This is a genomic window from Stenotrophomonas sp. MMGLT7 (genome assembly GCF_021168555.1).
In the GTDB taxonomy this organism is placed as follows: Bacteria; Pseudomonadota; Gammaproteobacteria; order Xanthomonadales; family Xanthomonadaceae; genus MMGLT7.
On sequence record NZ_JAJOZS010000012.1, the window covers coordinates 1 to 19,465 of the forward strand.

The following is a 19,465-nucleotide window of genomic DNA, read 5'->3' on the forward strand; positions in this document are numbered from 1 at the left end:
TGCGCGGATGGCGGCCTTGAATCCCAAGGTGGCAGAGTTGGTCGATCTGAACCGCGCGATCGACATCCAGATGCGCAAGGCGGGGATCTACGGTTCGCCGGTGCAGGGAACGGGCCAGTACCGTTACCTGATCATGGCCGATCCGCAGGTAGTGCAGGATTTTCCAGGCGTGGACGCGCAGGGGGGTGCGCGACATTTTGCTGAGTCATCGGTACTCACGGAACTGGACAGGCAACGGCTGACCCAGTTGCGATGGCGCAGGCTGATGCCGCGCTCGGCAGGCCTGGGCGTGGCGACAGGCATCTTGCAACTGGTGGCGCTGAGCAAGCTGGCCGAGGACGTGGACAAGAGCATGGCGCACGAGCACAACGAGAACCGCTGGCGCTACAGCGCGGGAATGGCGGCGCTGGCAGGGACGCTGGGCGAGACGGTGGGCAAGTGGTCGGAGAGTGCGTCCACGGCCGGAAGCCGCATTGCCGTTTTTGTGGAGCGTTATGTGGGCAGCGTGCTTCGTGTGATCGGCAAGGGGATCGGTATTGGCGCTGGTGCCGTGATGGCAGTGTGGGATGGAATCAGGGGATACCAAGAAATTAATGAAAACAATGTGTGGATAGGAGCGTTATATATCGGATCGGCTTTGGGATCGGTTGTGGCGTTGGTAGCATTTTCTAATTTGGGCGCGCTGATTTTCGGGGCTGCGGCTACGGGCGTGGGGATCTTTTTGGTGGTACTCGTTATAGCAATTGCAATATTGATCGAAATTTTTAAGGATAATAAAATTCAGGATTGGATGGAGCGATGCTACTTCGGGAAGTTCGCGTCGAAGGATCGCTATTCCGATCCCGAGCAGGAGCTCGAAGAACTCAACATTGCACTGGAAGGTTGATATGGATTACGCCGGGCTTGACTATCGGAACATCCGTTATCCTGTCAATCGTCCATTGACGGATAAAGAAAGATCTTTACAGTATCGCCAAGGTGAGGAAAAAGCTGCGCAGCCGATGGATTTTCTCTCCGTAATTGGAGTGAACAGCAGCTACATTGATCTAGTGGATCGCTGGTATCCCATAAAGGGCTTTAACGTCTGGCTTGGGGGTTGTGTCATAGGCGTAAGTGCGTTCTTGTCGTCCATCATCGTTTGGGCGTTTTTCTGGGCTCCTGTGACTGACCAACGTGGAGCGCTATGGTTTATGTTGTTAGTTTTTATGCCGATTGCGCTTGCACTCATATGGGGTGGATGGTGGTTGATTAGAACCGAGTCCTGGCGCTGGACCCATTATCCGATGCGGCTGAACCGCAAGACGCGGCAGGTGTATGTCTTTCGACAGGATGGCACTGTGCTGACGGTGCCGTGGGACGATCTGTTCATCGTGCGTGGCGAAGCAAAGAATCCGATAGCCGGCACGACCTACGACCTGCGCGCGCACGTGCTGGATAAGGATGGGATAACGGTGCGTGAATCGTTTTCGCTGGGATACGCCTTCCCAGGGGATGAGCATTCGATGGACAAGTTCTGGGCTTTCCTGCAGCCCTACATGGAAGCTCAGGATGGAGCGGAGCGCACTTATCGGCATCTAAAGAAGAATGGCTACTTGGCGCCGCTGGACGGTCGCAAGGAAGGTTGGCGCTGGAGCATCGCACGAAGCTTCATGTCGGCGGCACATTGGCCATGGTTGCAATTCCTGGGTGCGCCATTTTTGGGATTGAATGCAGTGGGCCGGATGTTTGCGATGAGGACGAGCAAACGGCCCCGCTGGCCGAAAGAAGTGGAAGATGCCAACACAGTGGAAGCTGATGATCCTTACGTGTTGACATGGCGTGACAACGGTCCCTTAGGTTGGTGGGAACTCGGATGGCCGTCAATCTGCACTGTGTTGGGTGTCGGGTTGTATGTTGGCGTGATCGCCTGGATGCTGTTCCAGTTGTAGGAATGATTGATTTCTGAGAAGGCCAATGCGACCACCGAGCTCACCGCGCGGATGGCGGCCATATTCCCTTTCTCAGGATGGGGCGTGGCTCTCCTCGGAGGTGCGGCTGCTACTGGGGTAGGGATTGTGCTTGTGGCTCTTGTTGTAGTGATTGCGGTATTTATCGGAATTTTCAAAGACAACAAGCTTCAGGACTGGATGGAGCGGTGTTATTTCGGGAAGTTTCCTGCGCGGGATCGCTACTCCGATTCGGAGAAAGAATTGAAAGAACTCGACCTTGCGCTGGAGGGTTGATATGGATTACGCAGGTCGTGATTTTCGTAATATTCGTTATCCAGTAAATCGTCCTTTAACAGATAACGAGTGGGCCTTACATTACCATCAAAATGAGACTGGCAGCGCGCAACCCATGGACTTCCTTTCAGTCGTAAGGCTGAATGGAACTTACATTGAATTGATCGATCGCTGGTATCCAGTGACTGGATTTAGTGTATGGGTTGGTGCTTTCTTGGCGTTAGTGGGTTTCCTGTTCCCTCCTATTTTATTGTGTGCAGTATATTTCTCTCCGCACGGGTTCAGTGCTGCCAATGCCATCGGATGCGTTATAGCTGTACCGGTCTTTCTTGCCATTGGGTGTTCGGGTGTATTTATGATTCGAACCGAATCCTGGCGCTGGACTCACTATCCGATGCGGCTGAACCGCAAGACGCGGCAGGTGTATGTCTTCCGACAGGATAGCACCGTGCTGACGGTACCGTGGGACGAGCTGTTCATCGTGCGTGGGGAAGCCAAAAGCCCGATAGCCGGCACGACCTACGATCTACGCGCGCATGTGCTGGACAAGGATGGAGTAACGGTGCGCGAATCGTTCTCGCTGGGGTACACCTTCCCTGGCGACAAACATTCGATGGACAAATTCTGGGCTTTTCTGCAGACCTATATGGAGGCAACGGATGGCGTGGAGCGTACTTATCGTCAACTAAAGCACAGCTTGCTGATGCCACTCGATGGCCGTAAGGAGGGGTGGCGCTGGTCGATTGTCCGCACGTTCGCTCCCAGTTGGCCCTATCCATGGACACAATTTCTATTGTGTATTCCTCTGGGATTGAACGCAGTGGGCCGCATGTTTGCGATGTGGACGAGCAAGCAGCCCCGCTGGCCGAAGGAAGTGGAAGATGCCAACACAGTGGAAGTGGATGATCCTTACGTGTTGACATGGCGTGACAACGGCCCCTTGGGTTGGTGGGAGTGGTGGTGCCCGCTGCTTTGTACAGTACTCGGTGTCGGAGTATTTGTTAGCCTGATCACCTGGGCGCTTTTCCAGTTGTAGGAATGATTGATTTCTGAGAAGGCCAACGCGATCGCCGAGCTCACTGCGCGGATGGCGGCCTTGAATCCCAAGGTGGCAGAGTTGGTCGATCTGAACCGCGCGATCGACATCCAGATGCGCAAGGCGGGGATCTACGGTTCGCCGGTGCAGGGAACGGGCCAGTACCGTTACCTGATCATGGCCGATCCGCAGGTAGTGCAGGATTTTCCAGGCGTGGACGCGCAGGGGGGTGCGCGACATTTTGCTGAGTCATCGGTACTCACGGAACTGGACAGGCAACGGCTGACCCAGTTGCGATGGCGCAGGCTGATGCCGCGCTCGGCAGGCCTGGGCGTGGCGACAGGCATCTTGCAACTGGTGGCGCTGAGCAAGCTGGCCGAGGACGTGGACAAGAGCATGGCGCACGAGCACAACGAGAACCGCTGGCGCTACAGCGCGGGAATGGCGGCGCTGGCAGGGACGCTGGGTGAGACGGTGGGCAAGTGGTCGGAGAGTGCGTCCACGGCCGGAAGCCGCATTGCCGTTTTTGTGGAGCGTTATGTGGGCAGCGTGCTTGGTAATCCCCCCCCACCCCCACAGATTAGCTGACGCCGGAAGTGGAATTTTCTCGTACGCTTTCCCGAGGAGGTTCCATGAAGAAGTCCCGTTTTACCGACAGCCAGATCATCGCCGTGCTCAAGCAAGCCGAAGGCGGCACGCCCGTGCCCGAACTGTGCCGCGAGCACGGCATCAGCTCGGCGACGTTCTACAAGTGGCGCAGCAAGTTCGGCGGCATGGAGGTGTCCATGGTCGTGCGGATGAAGGAGCTGGAGGAGGAGAACCGGCGTCTGAAGAAGATGTATGCCGACGCGCAGCTCAGCGCCGACCTGTTGAAGTAAGCCCTGTCAAAAAAATGGTGAGGCCATCTCAACGTCGGGAGATGGCCCAAGCAGCAGTTGTAGAAGGACGCATGAACATCCGGCACGCCTGTCAGACCTTTGCGGTGAGCGAGACCTGCTTCGGCTATCAGGCCAAGGCTTCGGACGAGAACGCCCGGATCGTGGACTGGCTGGTGCGATTGACGACGACGTATCGCGACTGGGGCTTCGGCCTGTGCTTCCTGTACCTGCGCAACGTGAAGGGCTTTGGCTGGAGCCACAAGCGGGTGTGCCGGATCTACCGGGAGTTGGAGTTGAACCTGCGGATCAAACCGAAGAAGCGCCTGGTACGCGAGAAGCCCGACCCGCTGGCGGTACCGGAATCGATCAACCAGGTCTGGTCGATGGACTTCATGCACGACCAGTTGGCCGATGGTCGCAGCTTCCGGTTGTTCAACGTCCTGGATGACTTCAATCGCGAGGGGCTGGCGATCGAGGTTGACCTGTCGCTGCCATCTGCCCGGGTGATCCGATCGTTGGAGCAGGTCATCGAGTGGCGCGGCAAGGGGACGCTGGTATTGAACTCGGCGGGTGCGGTGCTGCAACTGCTGTCGCTGTCCAAGGCGGCGAACATGCTGACTTACGGTACCGAGAAGGAGCGTCAGATGGCGGTAGCAGGCTTGGCCGGGTCGGGTATGGGTCTGGTAGCGGCGTCACTGGAAATCGGCGAATCGGTGTATTCTGAGCTCGAGAGAATTAGAAATGTCAATGGGGGAGGCTCGCGCGCTAGATATTTGAAACTGGCGGCGGGGCGTATATCTGCGGTGGCTGTACTGATTGATGTTGGATTGGCTGCAATAGCGAGCTATAAAAGTTTAGAAACTAAGGATAATGATGCGGCAATTGCATATGTCATTCAGGGATTCATATTTCTTGGTGCGGCAGCTGCGGTGTGGATGGGGGCAAGTGCAACCTTTGCAGGAGGTGCCTCCGTGGCGACTGCTGGTGCCCTGAGTATCTCCTGGACAGGTTGGGGTCTGATCCTTGTTGGACTAGGTATGCTGGTTGGTTACATAGCGCTTTTGCTGCAAGATACGCCGACAGAGGAATGGGCATCCAAGAGCATCTGGGGAAATGCGAACCAGAAGTACAAGTGGAACAGTTCGCAGCGCGAGCAGGAGGAGCTCAACAAACTGCTGCTGGGCATCAAGGTCGAATTCGAATTTTCGACCTCCTGGATCAAGACGCTGGGGGCGTCGGCCGCGGCCGCGGACACCCTGCCGATATTGGGGGGGGAGCAGGAGCGGATATGGACGCAGTCGGCAGAAGTACGGCTTTGGTTGCCGCAGGGACTGCGACCGTTGTTGCATTACGCATTGACCCTGGCGCTGACCGATCGGAAGAATGTTTCCGCGACCGTCTACAGTTATATCGATGGCGTGGGCAAGGTCGAGGCACAGCTGCCGGGCATGGATATGCCGCGTCTGGACGAGAGCCAGAACGATCTGGTGTTGATCACGATGGAGGTGGATGGAACCCGTTTCCAGAGCGGTCAGGTAGAAGTGACCCTCAATGAGGCCGATGCGGACCGACAGGTGCTAGTGCAGCAGATACTTCAAGGGTAATGAGCGGATGAGCGACGCGAAAGGGATGCCGAATAACCCGGATTACCGGGTGCTACTGCCGGAGTGGGAGGGCGGCGAGCCGCTGTTCAAGCTGAGCGAGCAGCAACGCAAGAGCATCCTCGGAGGGAAGCCGCACCGAGTTGCGCCACAGGACAAGAGCGTGCCCGTGCACGAGCGGGCGAGCACCTGCGAAGCATTGCTGGCGGTGTACCCGGATGCGATCAGCGTTGGTAGTGTAATGGGAACTGGGCCAGAGCGGGGTGATGTGGGATTTGGCGGATGGGTGATATTAGCGGTATCCATATTTGCACTGTGGGTGAGCATATATTCTATTTTCTTTGGTCATACTATTGATTGGGCTATATCGCTACCAGCTTTTTTATTTTTCTCTGCTGGATCATTTCATCTTCTTAAAAGTCGCTATTATCTCCCCAAAGATCAGCCGATCCTCTTCAACCGCAAGACGCAACAGGTGACGTTCTCGCAGATCCGCTTCCACCCGTTCTGGAAGTTCTGGGTCATGCCCGGATTCGAAGCGCCGGTGACGGTGCCGTGGGAGGCGGTGCAGGCCCGCAGCTACAAGTTCGTGCAGTTCATGGGCGAGACCGTGCGCGATTCCTATCGGCTGGAGTTGTGGGCATCCTCGGCGGACGACCCGAAGATTCCATGCGCACGCGCGGCGATCGGCTACCTGGGCTGGTACGAGGACGAGCAGCTGTGGCGGCTGTACGAGCATATCCGCCGCTACATGGAAGAGGATGGCCCGGCGATCCAACCGGGGGAGGCGCTGCGCAAGCCGAAGAAGGGGCGCGACCTGATCGCGTTCCCGGAGGAGGTGTTGGCGACCCTGGGCGGCCCGGCGCTGAGCGAGGAGCAGGTGGAGGCGCTGGCCCATGTCCCGCCGCCGCCCCCGCAGGCCAGGGACGCGACCCGCACCAGCTTCCTGCCGCCCCGGAAGGGCTAGTGGGCGCGGGCACCAGCGCCAGCCGGACTGGGTGCCGATCACGATAGCCTGGACCGGCGCCCGGTCGAAGCGCAGGTGCCGGCCCCCGGCGAACTGGCCGCCGAGGACGTGGACACCGCCGGCCCGTATGCCTGGCCGGACGCGGCCACCGGCGAGCGCCATGCCCGCCAGCAGCTGGAGGCGCAGCAGCTGCGCACGCACACCATCCAGGGCGAGGGCAGCTGGCGGCAACTGGCGGCGGGCGGGCGCTTCGTACTGACCCAGCACCCACAGGCTGGGGACGATGGCTACACCTGCCTGCGGGTGTGGCACCGCGCCCGCAACAACCTCGGCGCCGAGGTATTCGACGCGCTGGAGCAGGCGCTGGGCGCGGTGGCCGGTCCCGGCGCGCCGCTGCCCTCGACGCTGGCCGGCTGGCAGCAGGCGCCGCAGATGGATGCCGAAGCGCCCGATTTCTACGAGAACGTGTTCGAAGCGCTGCCGGCGGCGCAGGCCTACCGCCCGCAGACCGAGGACGGCCACGGCCTGCGCCTGCATCCCCGGCCGAGCGTGCAGGGCACGCAGAGCGCGGTGGTGGTCAGCGACGGCGAGCCGCTGCTGGCCGACCGCGATAACCGCATCAAGGTGCAGTTCCCTTGGCAGCGTGGCGCCGACGCCAGCAGCGCGCAGGCGCATCCCGCCGGCGAGGACAACGCGCCGGGCCGCGGCAGCGCCTGGACCTGGATGCGGGTGGCCACGCCGTGGGCCGGCGACAACTGGGGCGGGGTGATGCTGCCGCGCAAGGGCCAGGAAGTGCTGGTGGCGTTCCTGGAGGGCGACATCGACCGGCCGGTGGTGGTTGGCAGCGTCTACAACGGCCGCGGCCAGGCCGATGCGGCGCATAACCAGGTCGGCGGCGGTGGTGCCGGGGCCACCGGCAACGCGCCGTCGTGGTTCGACGGCAACGAGCATGCCGCGGTGTTCACCGGGTTCAAGAGCCAGGCGCTGGCGCACAGCCAGGACGGCAGCGGCGGCTACCAGCAGCTGCGGCTGGACGACACCCCCGGACAGGGCCGCGCGCAGCTGTCGACCACGCAGCAGCAGAGCACGCTGACGCTGGGCCACCTGAAAGGCGGCCAGGACAACGTGCGCGAGGGCGAGCGCGGCTACGGCACGGAACTGTCCACCCAGGCACGCGGCACCGTACGTGCCGGCCAGGGCCTGCTGCTGAGCAGCGAGGGCGGCCGCCAGCAGCTCAGCGCCGAGCAGGCGCAGGCGCAGCTGGCCGAGGGCCAGCAACTGCTGCAGGCGCTGGCCGAGGCCGCGCGCGGGCAGCAGGCGCAGCTGCCCGAGGAGCCGCAGGCGTTGCCGGCCGATACCTCATGGGCGGCGCTGCACGAGAGCCTGCAGGCGACGCAGCAGGGCAGCGCGGCCGGCGCGATCGCCGGCGGCGACGGCCAGGCGCCGGGCTGGAGCGCGCCGGTACTGCTGGGCAGCGGCCAGGCCGGGGTGATGAGCCTGACCCCAGCCGACCAGGGCTGGGTATCGGGCACGCAGACGGTACTGACCGCGGGCACCGCGCTGAACTGGCTGAGCCAGGGCCAGCTGACCCTGGCGGTGGCGGGCGGGCTGGTGCTCTACACCCAGGGCAGCGAAGCGGCCAGCGGCAGCCCGACCCAGGAGCGCGGCATCGCCCTGCACGCCGCGCAGGGCAAGGTCAGCGCACGTGCGCACCGCAACGTAGCCAAGCTGGCGGCGAAGACCAACGTGCGCATCGCCAGCACCGAGGCCGGCGTGGAGATCGCCGCGCCGAACAAGCACCTGCTGGCCACCGCGGCCGGTGCCTACATCCGCATCGAAGGCGGCAACATCGAACTGGGCGCGCCGGGGACGGTTGAGTTCAAGGCCAGCAAGAAGGAGTTGGCGGGGGCGCAGAGCGCCAGTGGCGAGGTGCCTGTGTTCGGGGAGGCAAAGCCGGAATTCTGCGGATTCACTGCCCAGCAGGCCGAGAACGAAGGTGCGGCACTGGTGCCCCTAGGGTGATTCCCAATGCAAAGAAGCATCCCTCACCACATGGATCATCGGGAATTCCTAGAGTTCGAGTATGCGTTGGTCAATCCAACGCAACTGGAACCGGAACAATGGCGAGATTTGCCGGCCGAATCGCTGAGGCCCCGCTCATTTTCAGCCAAGCCGGAGACCTTGCCGCAGGTCGTCGCGTTGAATGCGTTGAGCCTGGACAAGCGTGCCGACCTGTTGATGCGTAGCGAACAATGGCTGCGAGGCAATCGAGCGCCGCTGTTCAGCGCCTTGTTGCGGAGCGGGCAGAGGCAAGAGACGTTGGTAGCGCATTTCAGTGCGCGCCAGATCGTGGCGACGCCACAGGGTCAGCGTTTCTTGCTGCGGTTCCACGATCCACGGGTCTTTGCGCGCCTGGACTGGTTGCTCAACGGCGCGCAGATACGGCAGTTGCTGGGGCCTGTAGATGCGTGGACCTGGTTCGATGGGTTGGCCGGCCAATGGCGCACGCTGCACAAGCCGGCTCCGGCGAAAAAGCCCATGCCCACCATGCTGAGTGGGGAGCAATGGGCAGCTCTGCATCGGTTGCCAGCGCTCAACCTCTGCCTGAAGCGCCTGTGGCGGGAGGGACGGGTGCCCCAGGACTATCGCGCACTGGCCGAGCGTGTCGATGCGTCCGTGCGCGAAGCGTTGTCGCTGGGCATGGCCGACCGCGACGACGCTTGCCGGTACGCGCTCGGTGTGGAACGTTACGGCCCGCAGTGGCCCGATCGGCCCTATGTCCGCGATGCCATCCGCCTGGCGCAATCGGGCGAGCAGTCGTTGGTGCGTGGACTGGCCGACAGCGAAGAATCCGGACCGCACAGCGCGGCACATGAAGTCGATCATTCGTCGAGGTATGTCTGATGAGCGTAGATCAAACCGCTCCGCATCAATGTCCGGTATGCACCGTGGTGGGCTTGCCGATCCTGCCGCTGCGCTATGCGCTGGCGTGGGCCGGCGAGGACGTTCCCGCCGACAAGCGCGCGCCGCGCCTGTCGGCGCCGTTCGACGCTTCGCCGTACCCGGGACTGGGGACGGAGCAGGCGCATTACACCCTGCGGCTGTTGCGTGGTGGCTACCTGTACGTATACGACGAGGCGCGGCGGGAATGGTCGGCCTACGAGGTGACCCCTGGCGGGGCATTGTACGTGTTCGACATCGACGATGGCCCCAGCGCGGGCGACAAGGAAACCTCACCGGCGCTGTGCAGCCGAACGGCGCCACGGTCGTTGTCGCGGTGCATCCAGGTCAAGAATGCGGCCCGTGCGGGCAAGCTGTGGCTGGCGCATAGCGACACACAGTGGACCGAGGCGGTCAAGGCGCAGCACGAGGACGCGAGCTACCGGGCCCGGCACATGCGCTGCATCGATGTGGGGGCGTGGTACAGGAGCAAGGGGCAGCAGGCGCAGCGGCATGTGTTGGCGTTGAAGGAGGTATTCGAGCGGGTGGGGGAGTACGCCCTGGAAGCGGTGGCGCCGTCGTACCAGGACCGCGCCGAAGCCGGGCGCAATAGCACGCGGCCGGGCGTGACCGACATGGCTGCGGTACAGGTGGTGCCGCAGCCGGCGTTCGTGTTCTCCCCATACGATTTTTCGGCGCATGCGCGCAACGATTTTGCGGGCGTATTGTGGGGCGCCACCCCGGATGCGCCAGTGCCCGAGCACCCGTATGCGATGGTGGCGTTGGACGATCCGGTGGGGATCACTGCTGAAGTGGCGGCATTGATGAACGACCGGCTGGAGGCGTTCATGACCCGGCCCGAGCGCGTGCGGCCGATGGCGGCCTCGGCGGCGATCATGCAACTGCGCGGTGCAGTGGAGCATCAGGCGGTGCTGCAAGCGATTGAGAATACCGAGCGGTCGCGCAACAGCCAGCGTTGGATGGCCGACTACGCGGATCTTCGCGGTGGGGCCGGGGCCGGGTGGGAGTTGCGCGAGGAAGCCGATCAGATGGTGCTCACGGCCGATCGGCTGGACCGTATCGGCAGGCAGGCATGGGCATCGGAAGGGTACCAGGAGCGATACGACGAGCAAGGCAGAAGCGCCTTCCAGTCGCGATGCGACCAGGAACTGAAGGTACTGGACGAAACGGTGATCGCGCCGTTGGCCGCCGCCCATTTGAAACTGCTGGAATCGACCAAGCTGCAAGTGCACCTGGAGTGCAACTACGATACCGCCGACGAGCGCAGCGGTGCAGGCTACCTTGGTGCCTTGCTGTCGTGCATCGCCGATACCCAGGACAAGGCGCCGCAGGCGCAGTTGTACGGGAAGTGGCTGGAAGGTGACCCGCGCGAGAAGTCCAACCTGTTGCTACGAGCATACGCGCTCAATCAGGATCGTCTGGCGGAGGGGGTGGCCAAGGCGGCGGAGGAGGCCGGGCAGGTCAAGTACGACGAACTACCGTGGGACCAGCTATTCGGTCTGTACGGCAGTGCCGAGAGCGTGGCCGGAGGCAGCGTGGTGAACGTGTGGATGGCGACGCTGATCAAGGAGACGCTGGGCCCGGTGGCCAAGCTGCTGGGCAAGGCGGTGGATGGGCCGGTGAAGCTGTACGGTCTGGTGGCTTGGGGGGCGGCGGGGCGGGTTCCATTGGCGAAGGTGACGCTGGCGGGAAAGACGTCGGGGCAGTTGGTACGAGAGGTGATGGCGGCCATGGAAAGCGCGACGGGCCAGAGGCCGCGCTACCAGGCGATCCACTCGGAACTGAAGCGGCTGCGGATTTTCGGGCTGGATACGGAGCAGCGGCGCGCGGACATCGGCTTCATCGGTGTGCGGCAGGATGGGAGCCTGGTGCCGGCGGCGCGTTATCGTACGCAGCGCGATGGATTCATTACGAACAGGCTGGTGAACTGGCGCGCAGTGATGGATACCGACCTGCGGGTAGGACTTGCCGGATCGCTGCTGTCGGCGGTGGCGCTGTCGAAGGTGTACGAGCAGGCGACGCAGAGCATGCGGCACGAGCGCGAGGAGTCGTGGGTAAGGTTCTGGACGGCGGGGGCGGGGTTGCTGGGCGGTGCGCTGGAGCTGGGGGGCAAGCAGGCGGAGAAGCTGGGCAATGCCAAGCCGAGGTTGGCGCGGTGGGTGGTCATCGGAGAGCGAATAGCTGTTTTTGGGCGAGCGCTTACGGCCGTTGCAGGGTTTTTTATGGCCGGGGTGGATTTTTGGAGGGCAAGGAAGGAGCTTCAAAGGGAAAACATCAAGATGACGACTTTTTATGCCCTGTCAGGTTTGTCAGGTGCTGGCCTAACCATAGCCATTATTTTTAGTTCGCTGTTCTGGACCGGCATATTTTTCGTTCTCGTGGTGCTCGTTGCGATCGCCATCATGGTCTGGGGCGACAGTGCGTTGCATGCCTGGCTGGATCGCTGCCTGTGGGGGCAGCTGAAGAACGAGCGCTACAAGGACATGAGCACTGAGCAGAACGAGTTCAAGCTGGCGGTGAGCAGCTGATGCATTACCAAGGGATCATTCCAGGCCGGCCGTTCCCGGTGAACCGGCCATTGACGGAACAGGACCGCAAGTATCATCTGCACCAGGACGAGCGGCTGGAGGGTGTGACGCCGTATCCGGATCTGATTGTGGTCAAGCTCAATTCGACGTATCTGGAAGTGGTGGACAAATACTATGGATGGAAAGGCTACCTGACTTTCTGGGCGTTTGCGCTAGTGACTTTGTTCAGTGTGATTGGTATCTTGTTCGGTTACTCATCCGTAGAGAAATTTATCGAAGGGAAGTCGATTGCGTATCTAGGTGGAGCGATTTCCTTGATTTTGTTGTCTGGTGCTATCGGAGTGTTCTTGGCTTTTAGGTTTGAATGGGCCTACTACACGCACTATCCGATCCGTCTGAATCGCAAGACGCAGACGGTACACGTATTCCGCAAGAATGGCAGTGTATTGAGCGTACCGTGGAAGGATATATTCTTCACCCTGGATCACGACGCACGGTTCTGGGAGATCCGAGGGCATGTGCTCGGCGGTGACAGCGAGACGGTAAAAGAGACATTAGTTTTGGGTGTGAGTAGTATCAACAATCGTGAGGGTATGCGTAAATTAAACTCTCACTGGGAGTTTTTCCGTCGCTACATGGCCGAAGGTCCAGAGGCGGTGGTCAATTATGTGAAATGGGCGATGCCAGTGGATGGTAAGCGCGAGTCCTTTCGAGTGGGATATGAGTGCCTCATGTCGCATTTCAGGGATACGACGACGACACTAGGCTTTTTGATGTATGTAGTGATGTGGCCGCTGTTGGTGCTGGCCTCATTAGGTCGCTGGGTAGCGATGCGGCTGAGCAAACTGCCGAAGTGGCCTTCGGAAATCGAAGCGGTGAATGTGGTCGATCCCGACGATCCGGTGCGGATCGATGCGCGGATCAATCCTCCGGAGCTACGCTGACCTTGTAATTCTGATCGCCGGCAATGTTGTTTCATTGACATGGCCAAGGTGACGCGCGCCAGCTGCTGCCGGCTCAGCGCAGCCAATGGCTGAGGGCGCAGTTCGGGCGGTCGGCCTCGTATGCGATGGTCCCCGCGCCCGAATCCTGCACGTTTGCAGGATCGACCGACGAGGAGACACGACTATGACCGGGTCGAATGCAATCCAGTGGGCGCATCGGCCATGAAGATCGCCAGCTGGAATGTCAATTCGCTCAACGTGCGCCTGCCGCACCTGGAGCAGTGGCTGCGCGGCTTCGCGCCGGACGTGGTGGGGCTGCAGGAAACCAAGCTGGAAGACGCGCGGTTTCCCGTTTCTTGCGGACAAGCTGGTGAACTGGCGCGGTGTGATCGATACCGACCTTCGGGTGGGGCTGGCGGGTTCGTTGTTGTCGGCGGTGGCGCTGGGGAAGGTGTACGAACAGGCTACGCAGAGCCTGCGACACGAGCGGGAGGAGTCGTGGGTGAGGCTATGGACGGCGGGCACGGGGCTGCTGGGCGGGGCGCTGGAGCTGGGCGGCAAGCAGATGGAGAAGCTGGGCAATGCGAAGCCGAAGTTGGCGCGATTTGCTGCAGTAGGCAATACGATTGCACTTATAGGTCGCGGACTTACGGCTATTGCAGGCTTCTTAATGGCTGGGGTGGATGCATGGAGGTCCTGGAAAGAATATAAAAGAGGAAATTATAGAATGGTCACGTTTTTTTCATTTTCTGCGGTAACGGGTGCTGGGCTTTCCTTCGCTATCTTGGTGGGCTCTATGTTCTGGACCGGCATATTCTTCGTTCTCGTTGTGCTCGTAATGATCGCTATCATGGTCTGGGGCGACAATGCCCTGCATGCTTGGCTGGATCGTTGCCTATGGGGGCAGCTGGAAAGCGAACGTTACGATGACATGGAGATCGAACAGAACGAGTTCAAGTTGGCGGTGGGGGGTTGATGCATTACCAAGGCATGATACCCGGCCGTCCGTTCCCGGTGAACCGGCCGTTGACGGAACAGGACCGTAAATATCACCTGCGCCAAGGCGAACAGCTAGAGGGGGTAACGCCTTATCCAGACCTAATAGTGATCAAACTTAATTCTACGTATCTGGAGGTGGTAGATAAGTATTATGGGTGGAGGGGGTGGGCCGCTTTTATGTTCACAGTGGGAGGGGTGATTCCGTTGGTGGCATCATTGGCTTTCATTATTGCGGCGATTGGTAAGCTAAATGCGGGCGACAGCATAGGATTTTATTTCGGGCTATTTTTTGCAAGTGTTTTTGGCCTTGTTTCTACGGTTGCTTGGTTTTTAGGGCGCTTCGAATGGGCCTACTACACGCACTACCCGATCCGGCTTAACCGCAAGACGCAGACGGTGCATGTGTTCCGCAAGAATGGCAGCGTGTTGAGCGTGCCGTGGAAGGAGCTATTTTTCACCCTGGATCACGATGCCCGTTTCTGGGAGATCCGAGGACATGTGCTGGGCAATGATGGCGAGACGGTAAAGGAGACCTTTGCGCTGGGTTCAATCAATACCTTGATGAACCCTGACACGCTGAAAGTGTTACGGGCACACTGGGAGTTTTTCCGACGCTACATGGAAGAGGGGACCGAGGCTGTAGCGCCGTACGTCAAACAGGCGCTTCCAGTAGATGGGAAGCGCGAGTCGTTCCATGTGGGCTATGAAGTGCTGGCCTCGCACTTTCGCCATGGCAGTGCTATCGGAGCTGTTATCGGAATGATTGGGTCGCCGATTATTGCAGTATCCTCTTTAGGCCGCTGGGTAGCGATGCGCCTGAGCAAGGTGCCGCAATGGCCGTCGGAAATAGAAGCGGTAAATATGGTCGATCCGGACGATCCGGTGCGCATCGATGCGCGGATCAACCCGCCCGAACTGCGTTGAGGCGCTATGCTTCGTTACCCGTCCGAATTGCGCTGAGGTGTTCTAGCGCGCCCGCGAGTACACGGCACGCAGAGCGCCGTGGTGGTCAGCGACGGCGAACCCGCGCTGGCCGACCGCGACAACTGCATCAAGGTGCAGTTCCCGCGGCAGCGCGGCAGCGATGCCAGCAGCGGGCAGGCGCATCCGGCGGGCGAGGACAACGCACCCGGCCGTGGCAGTGCCTGGGCCTGGGTGCGGGTGGCCACGATGAGTCTCTCTATCGGGGCAGCGGAAAGTGTTCCATTCTTAGAGCACCTCTTGTCGAAGGCCGTTAATCCGCTTTGGCGCAAGAGTCTCGAGCTGTTGACAGGATTGTTCGCACGTTTGGCGGCGAACGAGATACTTTGGGGCGAGTTTCAGAATCTGGTCGGCTCGCTTGGGCTGGGTCGGATTGGCGGTGACGGCGTTGATCTTGATGTTGACGCGTGACGACTACGAGGAATGGTGAGAGAAAGTGTATTTCGCAAAGACAAGAGCGGTGATGGCTACGAGGATGCTGCCAAGGAGATGATGGAGCTGATGAAGGTCTTGCGTGCAGCGGGAGCGGGCTGATGTACTTTCTCGAATGGGGCATCTGGAAGGGGCGGCTGATGCCGCAGACAGCGGCCGAGAAGAAGAAGGCGGCTCAGCGCAAGTCCGACAGATGTGGCGGCAATGGTCTGGACCTGAGCAAGTTGGCAGAGGAGGGAGCAGCGTTTGACAAACCTACCGGGATTGAGCCCGATGATGCCTATGCGCTTTATTCTTTCAACGATAGATACATTGATGTACGGGGTGCCGCGCAGGAAGAAAAGCGGGGCCTGATCACGTTTGCCTTCCTTATGTATTTGGGGTTGGTTTCTTTCTTGTTGTGGCTTGGAATCTACATGCCTGCCCGAGACCTCATGCTTGGGGTGGAGTGGGAAATAGATAGTCTTGTATTTTTTATGATATTTATGGTCGCTTTGGCTGGTTTGGCTTTATTTCTAGGAATAAAATTCTTAAGATATATATTCCGGCTAGAGGTTTTCACACAACGCCATATTGTCGTGCGCTTCAACCGCGTTACGCGGCAGGTGTATATCAACCGGCCCAAGTACGCCGGTGGCATCATCATATTCCCCTGGGAGGTTACGGCTGCGGGGATCGATCCGAACCGACCCGATGAACAGATGATCGGTATGCCCCTGCTGTTGGCATGGCCCAGCGAGCTGAACGGTGCCGGGTTCGACGAGTTCGCCATGCTGGGCGAGCCGATGGACGGTAACCGCAAGGTGGTTGGGTTGTGGGAGTTCATCCGTCGCTACATGCAGGAGGGGCCACAGGCGGTGCCCAAACCCAAGCGGCTGCGGCCGTTGTGGGCCTCGCCCGCACTATCGCTGCGCGAGGTCCTTAGCTTCCTGATGCCGATGGTGGGTCGGGGGGGCGGTGCGTTCTCCCTGGTCTGGGGCATCGCGCTGCTGCCGGTGATGGCGCTGCACTTCGTCTGCCATTGGCTGTCGATGATGCTGTGTTACCGGGCGCGCTGGCCCAAGGTGATCGAGGAGGCGGGGCTGCCCGGCAAGCCGGTCCCCAAGACGACCGTGGCCGAGGACTATGGCCCGGAGATTGGGGCACGATTGCGTGAAGCGACGCTGGAAAGCCGGGGTGTTGCATCTCAGCCAGCCTAAAAAAGGATGCAGGGGCTACCCAACTGCGCGGCCGCCTGAACGATGCCATCGAGGATTTGGTGGATCGGATGGTGCGCGCCAACCCGGAGTTGGACCGGCTGGACCGCGACCGCCTGCGTGCACGCAGGCGCAACCAGTCTGCGGGCCGCCGGCGAGTAACACGGGCGCGCGGCCCCGGGACACGCGGGCTGAACGATATCCATATCCTGGTGGACTAGCTCGCGCTGGGGGATACCACGAGCAGCATGAGTCCGCAGGAACAGCTGAGGCGCGCGGGACAAACAGTGATGAGCTTCGACGAGTGGCAGCGCAGCCCGTATAGCCGTTGGCATAATGGAATTGGTGGATCGTTGGTACGCGCCGAAGGGTTGGTCGGTAGTGTTTGCGATCATGATGTCGATTCCATCTGTGCTGTTGGTTATCGTTTTTCCCCGCTGATGCTTCTTGAGAATCAGGCTTATAAAGAGCCTTTAGCATGGATCGGCATGCTGATTGGTTCAGGAGGAGGAGTTGGGGCTGCTTTGGGGGTTGCTTGGTACGGCTTCCGTCTCGAAGCCTTCCGCCAGACGCACTATCCCATCCGGTTGAACCGCAAGACGCGCAGGGTCCATGCCTTCCGTCCAGATGGAAGCATCTTGGAAGCGGATTGGGACAAGTTGTATTTCTGCGTTGGCGAGAGCCAGATTCCGGCCTATGGCAAGACCTATGACGTATGCGCGCATGTCATGGGCAAGGACCGCAACACGGTTCTGGATACGTTTACGCTGGCGTATTGCTACATGGGGAGGAAGGAGAGTGTTGCGGGCATCTGGGGTCGTCGGTACATGGAAGAGCCTGATGGCGTAGAGCAGAACTGGCGGTATAGCGACATCTGTCTCTCCGTAGACAGGCGGCGAGAAGGGGGCTGGTTCGGAATCATCGTCACCTTCGGGGAGGTGGCGAAGTGGCCGTTTCTACAGTTGCTGGCGGCGCCTATCTGGTCGGTTGCGGTGCTTGGTCGCTGGATCGCGATGTACACGAGCAAGGTGCCGGTGTGGCCGGCCGGGATCGAGGCACAGTAAGTGGTCGATCCGAACGATCGTTATCGACGCGACCGGCGCGACAACGTGAAGTTCAACTTCCAGGAAGGTATCTGGCCAGTGATCTGCTTTGTGGTGGGATTGGGCGTGGTGGGCTGGGGCTTATCGAAATTGATTTCGGCGCTGATGTCTGGAATATCGAGCTGACGCGGACCGCGCAGGCTGGGATCCGGCGCAACGTCTCGATCCCGGAATAATTGGCACGGGCTGCATTCGACCGGGCGCCGACAAGGGGGGAGGCTCCGGCCTGGAAGCCAAGAAGTACACATCAATCCGGTCTACCATCAATCCGGTCTACATCGTGTTGGTGTGCCTGCAGGCTGTGCTTGGGCAGCATGATCGCCTGCTGCGCCTGCATACGTGCTGGGGCGAAGTGACTGCCCGCCCCTCCAAATGTTGTGGAATGAATAATGCAGAGCCAGAAGCCAGAAATCCGAGTGCTGAGTGGAACCATCCGTAACCTCAAGTTGGAGAACACCACTGCGGAGGTGTTCTTTCGTACAGGTGATCGGGAGAGCATGGCGGCCACAGGCGCTTTGGCCGCCGCAATGGGCTTGGGGAGCATGGCGGCGGGTATGGCGGCTATGTCCACGGAAGAAACACGTGAGCCAGTGACGAAGGTCAGCTTTGATCTGGATGGAGAGTATGTGGAAGCGTTGTTATGGAACTGGCCGTTCAAAGAAGGCGACGCCGTCCAAGTGGTGGCAGAGGCTTCACTAAAAGGGTCTACTGGGTTTGCTGTGCTTGATCCGGCCAATAAAATAATTGCGCTTTATCCTCATGTCTCATCCGGTAGTAAAGCACACTGGAGAAATGTTGTTGCTCTTTCTATGGGGATGGCAGCAGCTATAGGCTTATTGATACTAATCATGTTTTTGTGTTTTTATGTATTCGGGGATGATATAGGGCTTGATGCCATCTTGAAGGGTGGAGGAGGGACAATTCTAGGTGTTTTCTTGATGTTCGCATGGCTTGGATATCGAATTGGCCGTCGCTTTCTTCCTTTTGTAAATATGGCCGAGCAGATATTTACAACGCTGGGCTGGAAAGACGTAGGCAACATCAATTTGCGCAAGATCACCAAGGCCAAGCGCAAGCCGAATGATCCGCCAGCGATGGGAGATAGTTACTTTAGGTACTAGGTGTTTGGTCCCGGGATGAGGTGGTGCGGGTCGATCTTGAAGATCGATGGGTCTTTGGTCCAGGCCTCGCAAATGGCCTGGTAGGGCGTTCGCCACCGTAGGGTTTTGAGGTGCTTGGCGAAATTGTAGGCGGTGACGAAGGCCAGGACATGGTTTTTCAAGCTTTGCAGATCGTCGTAGCGGTACGTCTTGATCGTGGCGTCCTTGATCGTGCGGTTCATCCGTTCGGCTTGGCCATTAGTCCACGGGTGATAGGGTTTGGTCAGTCGGTGTTCGATTCCACTGGCGATGCAGACACGGTCAAAGATGTGCGGTCCCAGAAAGTGGCGGCTGGGTCCTTGGCGGTTTTTGGGAAGATCGGCGAAGGCCATGCCGTTATCGGTGAGCACGGTATGGATCTGGTAAGGAAAGACCTTGATCACCGCCTGCAGGAAGGCCGCTCCCTCGGTAATCCCCTCCAGATTAGCTGACGCCAGAAGTGGAATTTTCTCGTACG

The 19,465-nt window shown here is 59.9% G+C and carries 16 protein-coding genes and 4 pseudogenes; 19 read left to right on the forward strand and 1 reads right to left on the reverse strand.

The features are described from left to right. The 19 genes and pseudogenes from LRX76_RS13990 to LRX76_RS14080 form a co-directional block, all read left to right on the forward strand. The coding region (locus LRX76_RS13990; protein ID WP_231806244.1) for a hypothetical protein at positions 1 to 886 on the forward strand (886 nt) is incomplete at its 5' end. Between the two features lies 1 nt (position 887). Continuing rightward, on the forward strand, positions 888 to 1,928 hold the full coding sequence (locus LRX76_RS13995) for a DUF6708 domain-containing protein (RefSeq protein WP_231806245.1): 1,041 nt from the start codon (positions 888 to 890) through the stop codon (positions 1,926 to 1,928). Between the two features lie 6 nt (positions 1,929 to 1,934). After that, complete coding sequence (locus tag LRX76_RS14000; RefSeq protein ID WP_231806246.1) at positions 1,935 to 2,222, forward strand: hypothetical protein; 288 nt, start codon at positions 1,935 to 1,937, stop codon at positions 2,220 to 2,222. Position 2,223: 1 nt separating this feature from the next. Then, positions 2,224 to 3,258, forward strand: coding sequence for a DUF6708 domain-containing protein (locus LRX76_RS14005; protein WP_231806247.1), 1,035 nt, complete (start codon positions 2,224 to 2,226; stop codon positions 3,256 to 3,258). 6 nt (positions 3,259 to 3,264) lie between these two features. After that, the gene (locus tag LRX76_RS14010) at positions 3,265 to 3,846 is read left to right on the forward strand and encodes a hypothetical protein (protein WP_231806248.1); all 582 of its coding nucleotides are present in this window, start codon (positions 3,265 to 3,267) and stop codon (positions 3,844 to 3,846) included. Between the two features lie 44 nt (positions 3,847 to 3,890). After that, positions 3,891 to 4,681, forward strand: a pseudogene (locus LRX76_RS14015) (IS3 family transposase); the annotation flags it as partial. Positions 4,682 to 5,747: 1,066 nt separating this feature from the next. Beyond that, positions 5,748 to 6,704, forward strand: a complete 957-nt coding sequence (locus tag LRX76_RS14020) for a DUF6708 domain-containing protein (RefSeq protein ID WP_231806249.1) — start codon at positions 5,748 to 5,750, stop codon at positions 6,702 to 6,704. An 87-nt stretch (positions 6,705 to 6,791) separates the two neighbouring features. Then, positions 6,792 to 8,726, forward strand: a pseudogene (locus LRX76_RS14025) (DUF2345 domain-containing protein); the annotation flags it as partial. A gap of 30 nt (positions 8,727 to 8,756) precedes the next feature. Further along, the gene (locus LRX76_RS14030; RefSeq protein WP_231806251.1) at positions 8,757 to 9,608 is read left to right on the forward strand and encodes a DUF4123 domain-containing protein; all 852 of its coding nucleotides are present in this window, start codon (positions 8,757 to 8,759) and stop codon (positions 9,606 to 9,608) included. Then, entirely contained in the window at positions 9,608 to 12,193 is a 2,586-nt protein-coding gene (locus tag LRX76_RS14035) for a T6SS effector BTH_I2691 family protein (RefSeq protein WP_231806252.1), read from the forward strand. Before LRX76_RS14030 ends, LRX76_RS14035 begins: the two co-directional genes overlap by 1 nt. Then, entirely contained in the window at positions 12,193 to 13,137 is a 945-nt protein-coding gene (locus LRX76_RS14040) for a DUF6708 domain-containing protein (protein WP_231806253.1), read from the forward strand. The genes LRX76_RS14035 and LRX76_RS14040 overlap by 1 nt, the downstream gene beginning before the upstream one ends. A 222-nt stretch (positions 13,138 to 13,359) precedes the next feature. Beyond that, positions 13,360 to 13,509 (forward strand): annotated as a pseudogene (locus LRX76_RS14045) (endonuclease/exonuclease/phosphatase family protein); the annotation flags it as partial. Between the two features lie 13 nt (positions 13,510 to 13,522). After that, entirely contained in the window at positions 13,523 to 14,113 is a 591-nt protein-coding gene (locus LRX76_RS14050; RefSeq protein ID WP_231806349.1) for a hypothetical protein, read from the forward strand. Further along, on the forward strand, positions 14,113 to 15,060 hold the full coding sequence (locus LRX76_RS14055) for a DUF6708 domain-containing protein (RefSeq protein ID WP_231806254.1): 948 nt from the start codon (positions 14,113 to 14,115) through the stop codon (positions 15,058 to 15,060). Before LRX76_RS14050 ends, LRX76_RS14055 begins: the two co-directional genes overlap by 1 nt. A 78-nt stretch (positions 15,061 to 15,138) precedes the next feature. Continuing rightward, positions 15,139 to 15,528 carry a hypothetical protein gene (locus tag LRX76_RS14060; RefSeq protein ID WP_231806255.1) on the forward strand — a complete coding sequence of 130 codons (390 nt, stop codon included), beginning with the start codon at positions 15,139 to 15,141 and terminating at the stop codon, positions 15,526 to 15,528. A 122-nt stretch (positions 15,529 to 15,650) separates the two neighbouring features. Beyond that, entirely contained in the window at positions 15,651 to 16,748 is a 1,098-nt protein-coding gene (locus LRX76_RS14065; RefSeq protein ID WP_231806256.1) for a DUF6708 domain-containing protein, read from the forward strand. A 287-nt stretch (positions 16,749 to 17,035) separates the two neighbouring features. Next, a complete protein-coding gene (locus LRX76_RS14070; RefSeq protein WP_231806257.1) occupies positions 17,036 to 17,809 on the forward strand; it encodes a DUF6708 domain-containing protein in 774 nt (257 codons plus the stop codon). Beyond that, entirely contained in the window at positions 17,810 to 17,974 is a 165-nt protein-coding gene (locus LRX76_RS14075; protein ID WP_231806258.1) for a hypothetical protein, read from the forward strand. It begins immediately after the preceding gene. A gap of 263 nt (positions 17,975 to 18,237) precedes the next feature. Then, entirely contained in the window at positions 18,238 to 18,969 is a 732-nt protein-coding gene (locus LRX76_RS14080) for a putative type VI secretion system effector (RefSeq protein WP_231806259.1), read from the forward strand. On the opposite strand, the pseudogene LRX76_RS14085 reads toward LRX76_RS14080, so the two are convergent. After that, positions 18,966 to 19,415, reverse strand: a pseudogene (locus LRX76_RS14085) (integrase core domain-containing protein); the annotation flags it as partial. The gene LRX76_RS14080 and the pseudogene LRX76_RS14085 sit on opposite strands and share 4 nt — an antisense overlap. Positions 19,416 to 19,465: the final 50 nt, after the last annotated feature.

Coding starts and splice junctions, on each gene's coding strand:
- LRX76_RS13995 (WP_231806245.1), top strand. CDS start 888: ATGGATTACGCCGGGCTTGACTATCGGAACATCCGTTATCCTGTCAAT.
- LRX76_RS14005 (WP_231806247.1), top strand. CDS start 2,224: ATGGATTACGCAGGTCGTGATTTTCGTAATATTCGTTATCCAGTAAAT.
- LRX76_RS14020 (WP_231806249.1), top strand. CDS start 5,748: ATGAGCGACGCGAAAGGGATGCCGAATAACCCGGATTACCGGGTGCTA.
- LRX76_RS14030 (WP_231806251.1), top strand. CDS start 8,757: ATGGATCATCGGGAATTCCTAGAGTTCGAGTATGCGTTGGTCAATCCA.
- LRX76_RS14035 (WP_231806252.1), top strand. CDS start 9,608: ATGAGCGTAGATCAAACCGCTCCGCATCAATGTCCGGTATGCACCGTG.
- LRX76_RS14040 (WP_231806253.1), top strand. CDS start 12,193: ATGCATTACCAAGGGATCATTCCAGGCCGGCCGTTCCCGGTGAACCGG.
- LRX76_RS14055 (WP_231806254.1), top strand. CDS start 14,113: ATGCATTACCAAGGCATGATACCCGGCCGTCCGTTCCCGGTGAACCGG.
- LRX76_RS14065 (WP_231806256.1), top strand. CDS start 15,651: ATGTACTTTCTCGAATGGGGCATCTGGAAGGGGCGGCTGATGCCGCAG.
- LRX76_RS14070 (WP_231806257.1), top strand. CDS start 17,036: ATGAGCTTCGACGAGTGGCAGCGCAGCCCGTATAGCCGTTGGCATAAT.
- LRX76_RS14080 (WP_231806259.1), top strand. CDS start 18,238: ATGCAGAGCCAGAAGCCAGAAATCCGAGTGCTGAGTGGAACCATCCGT.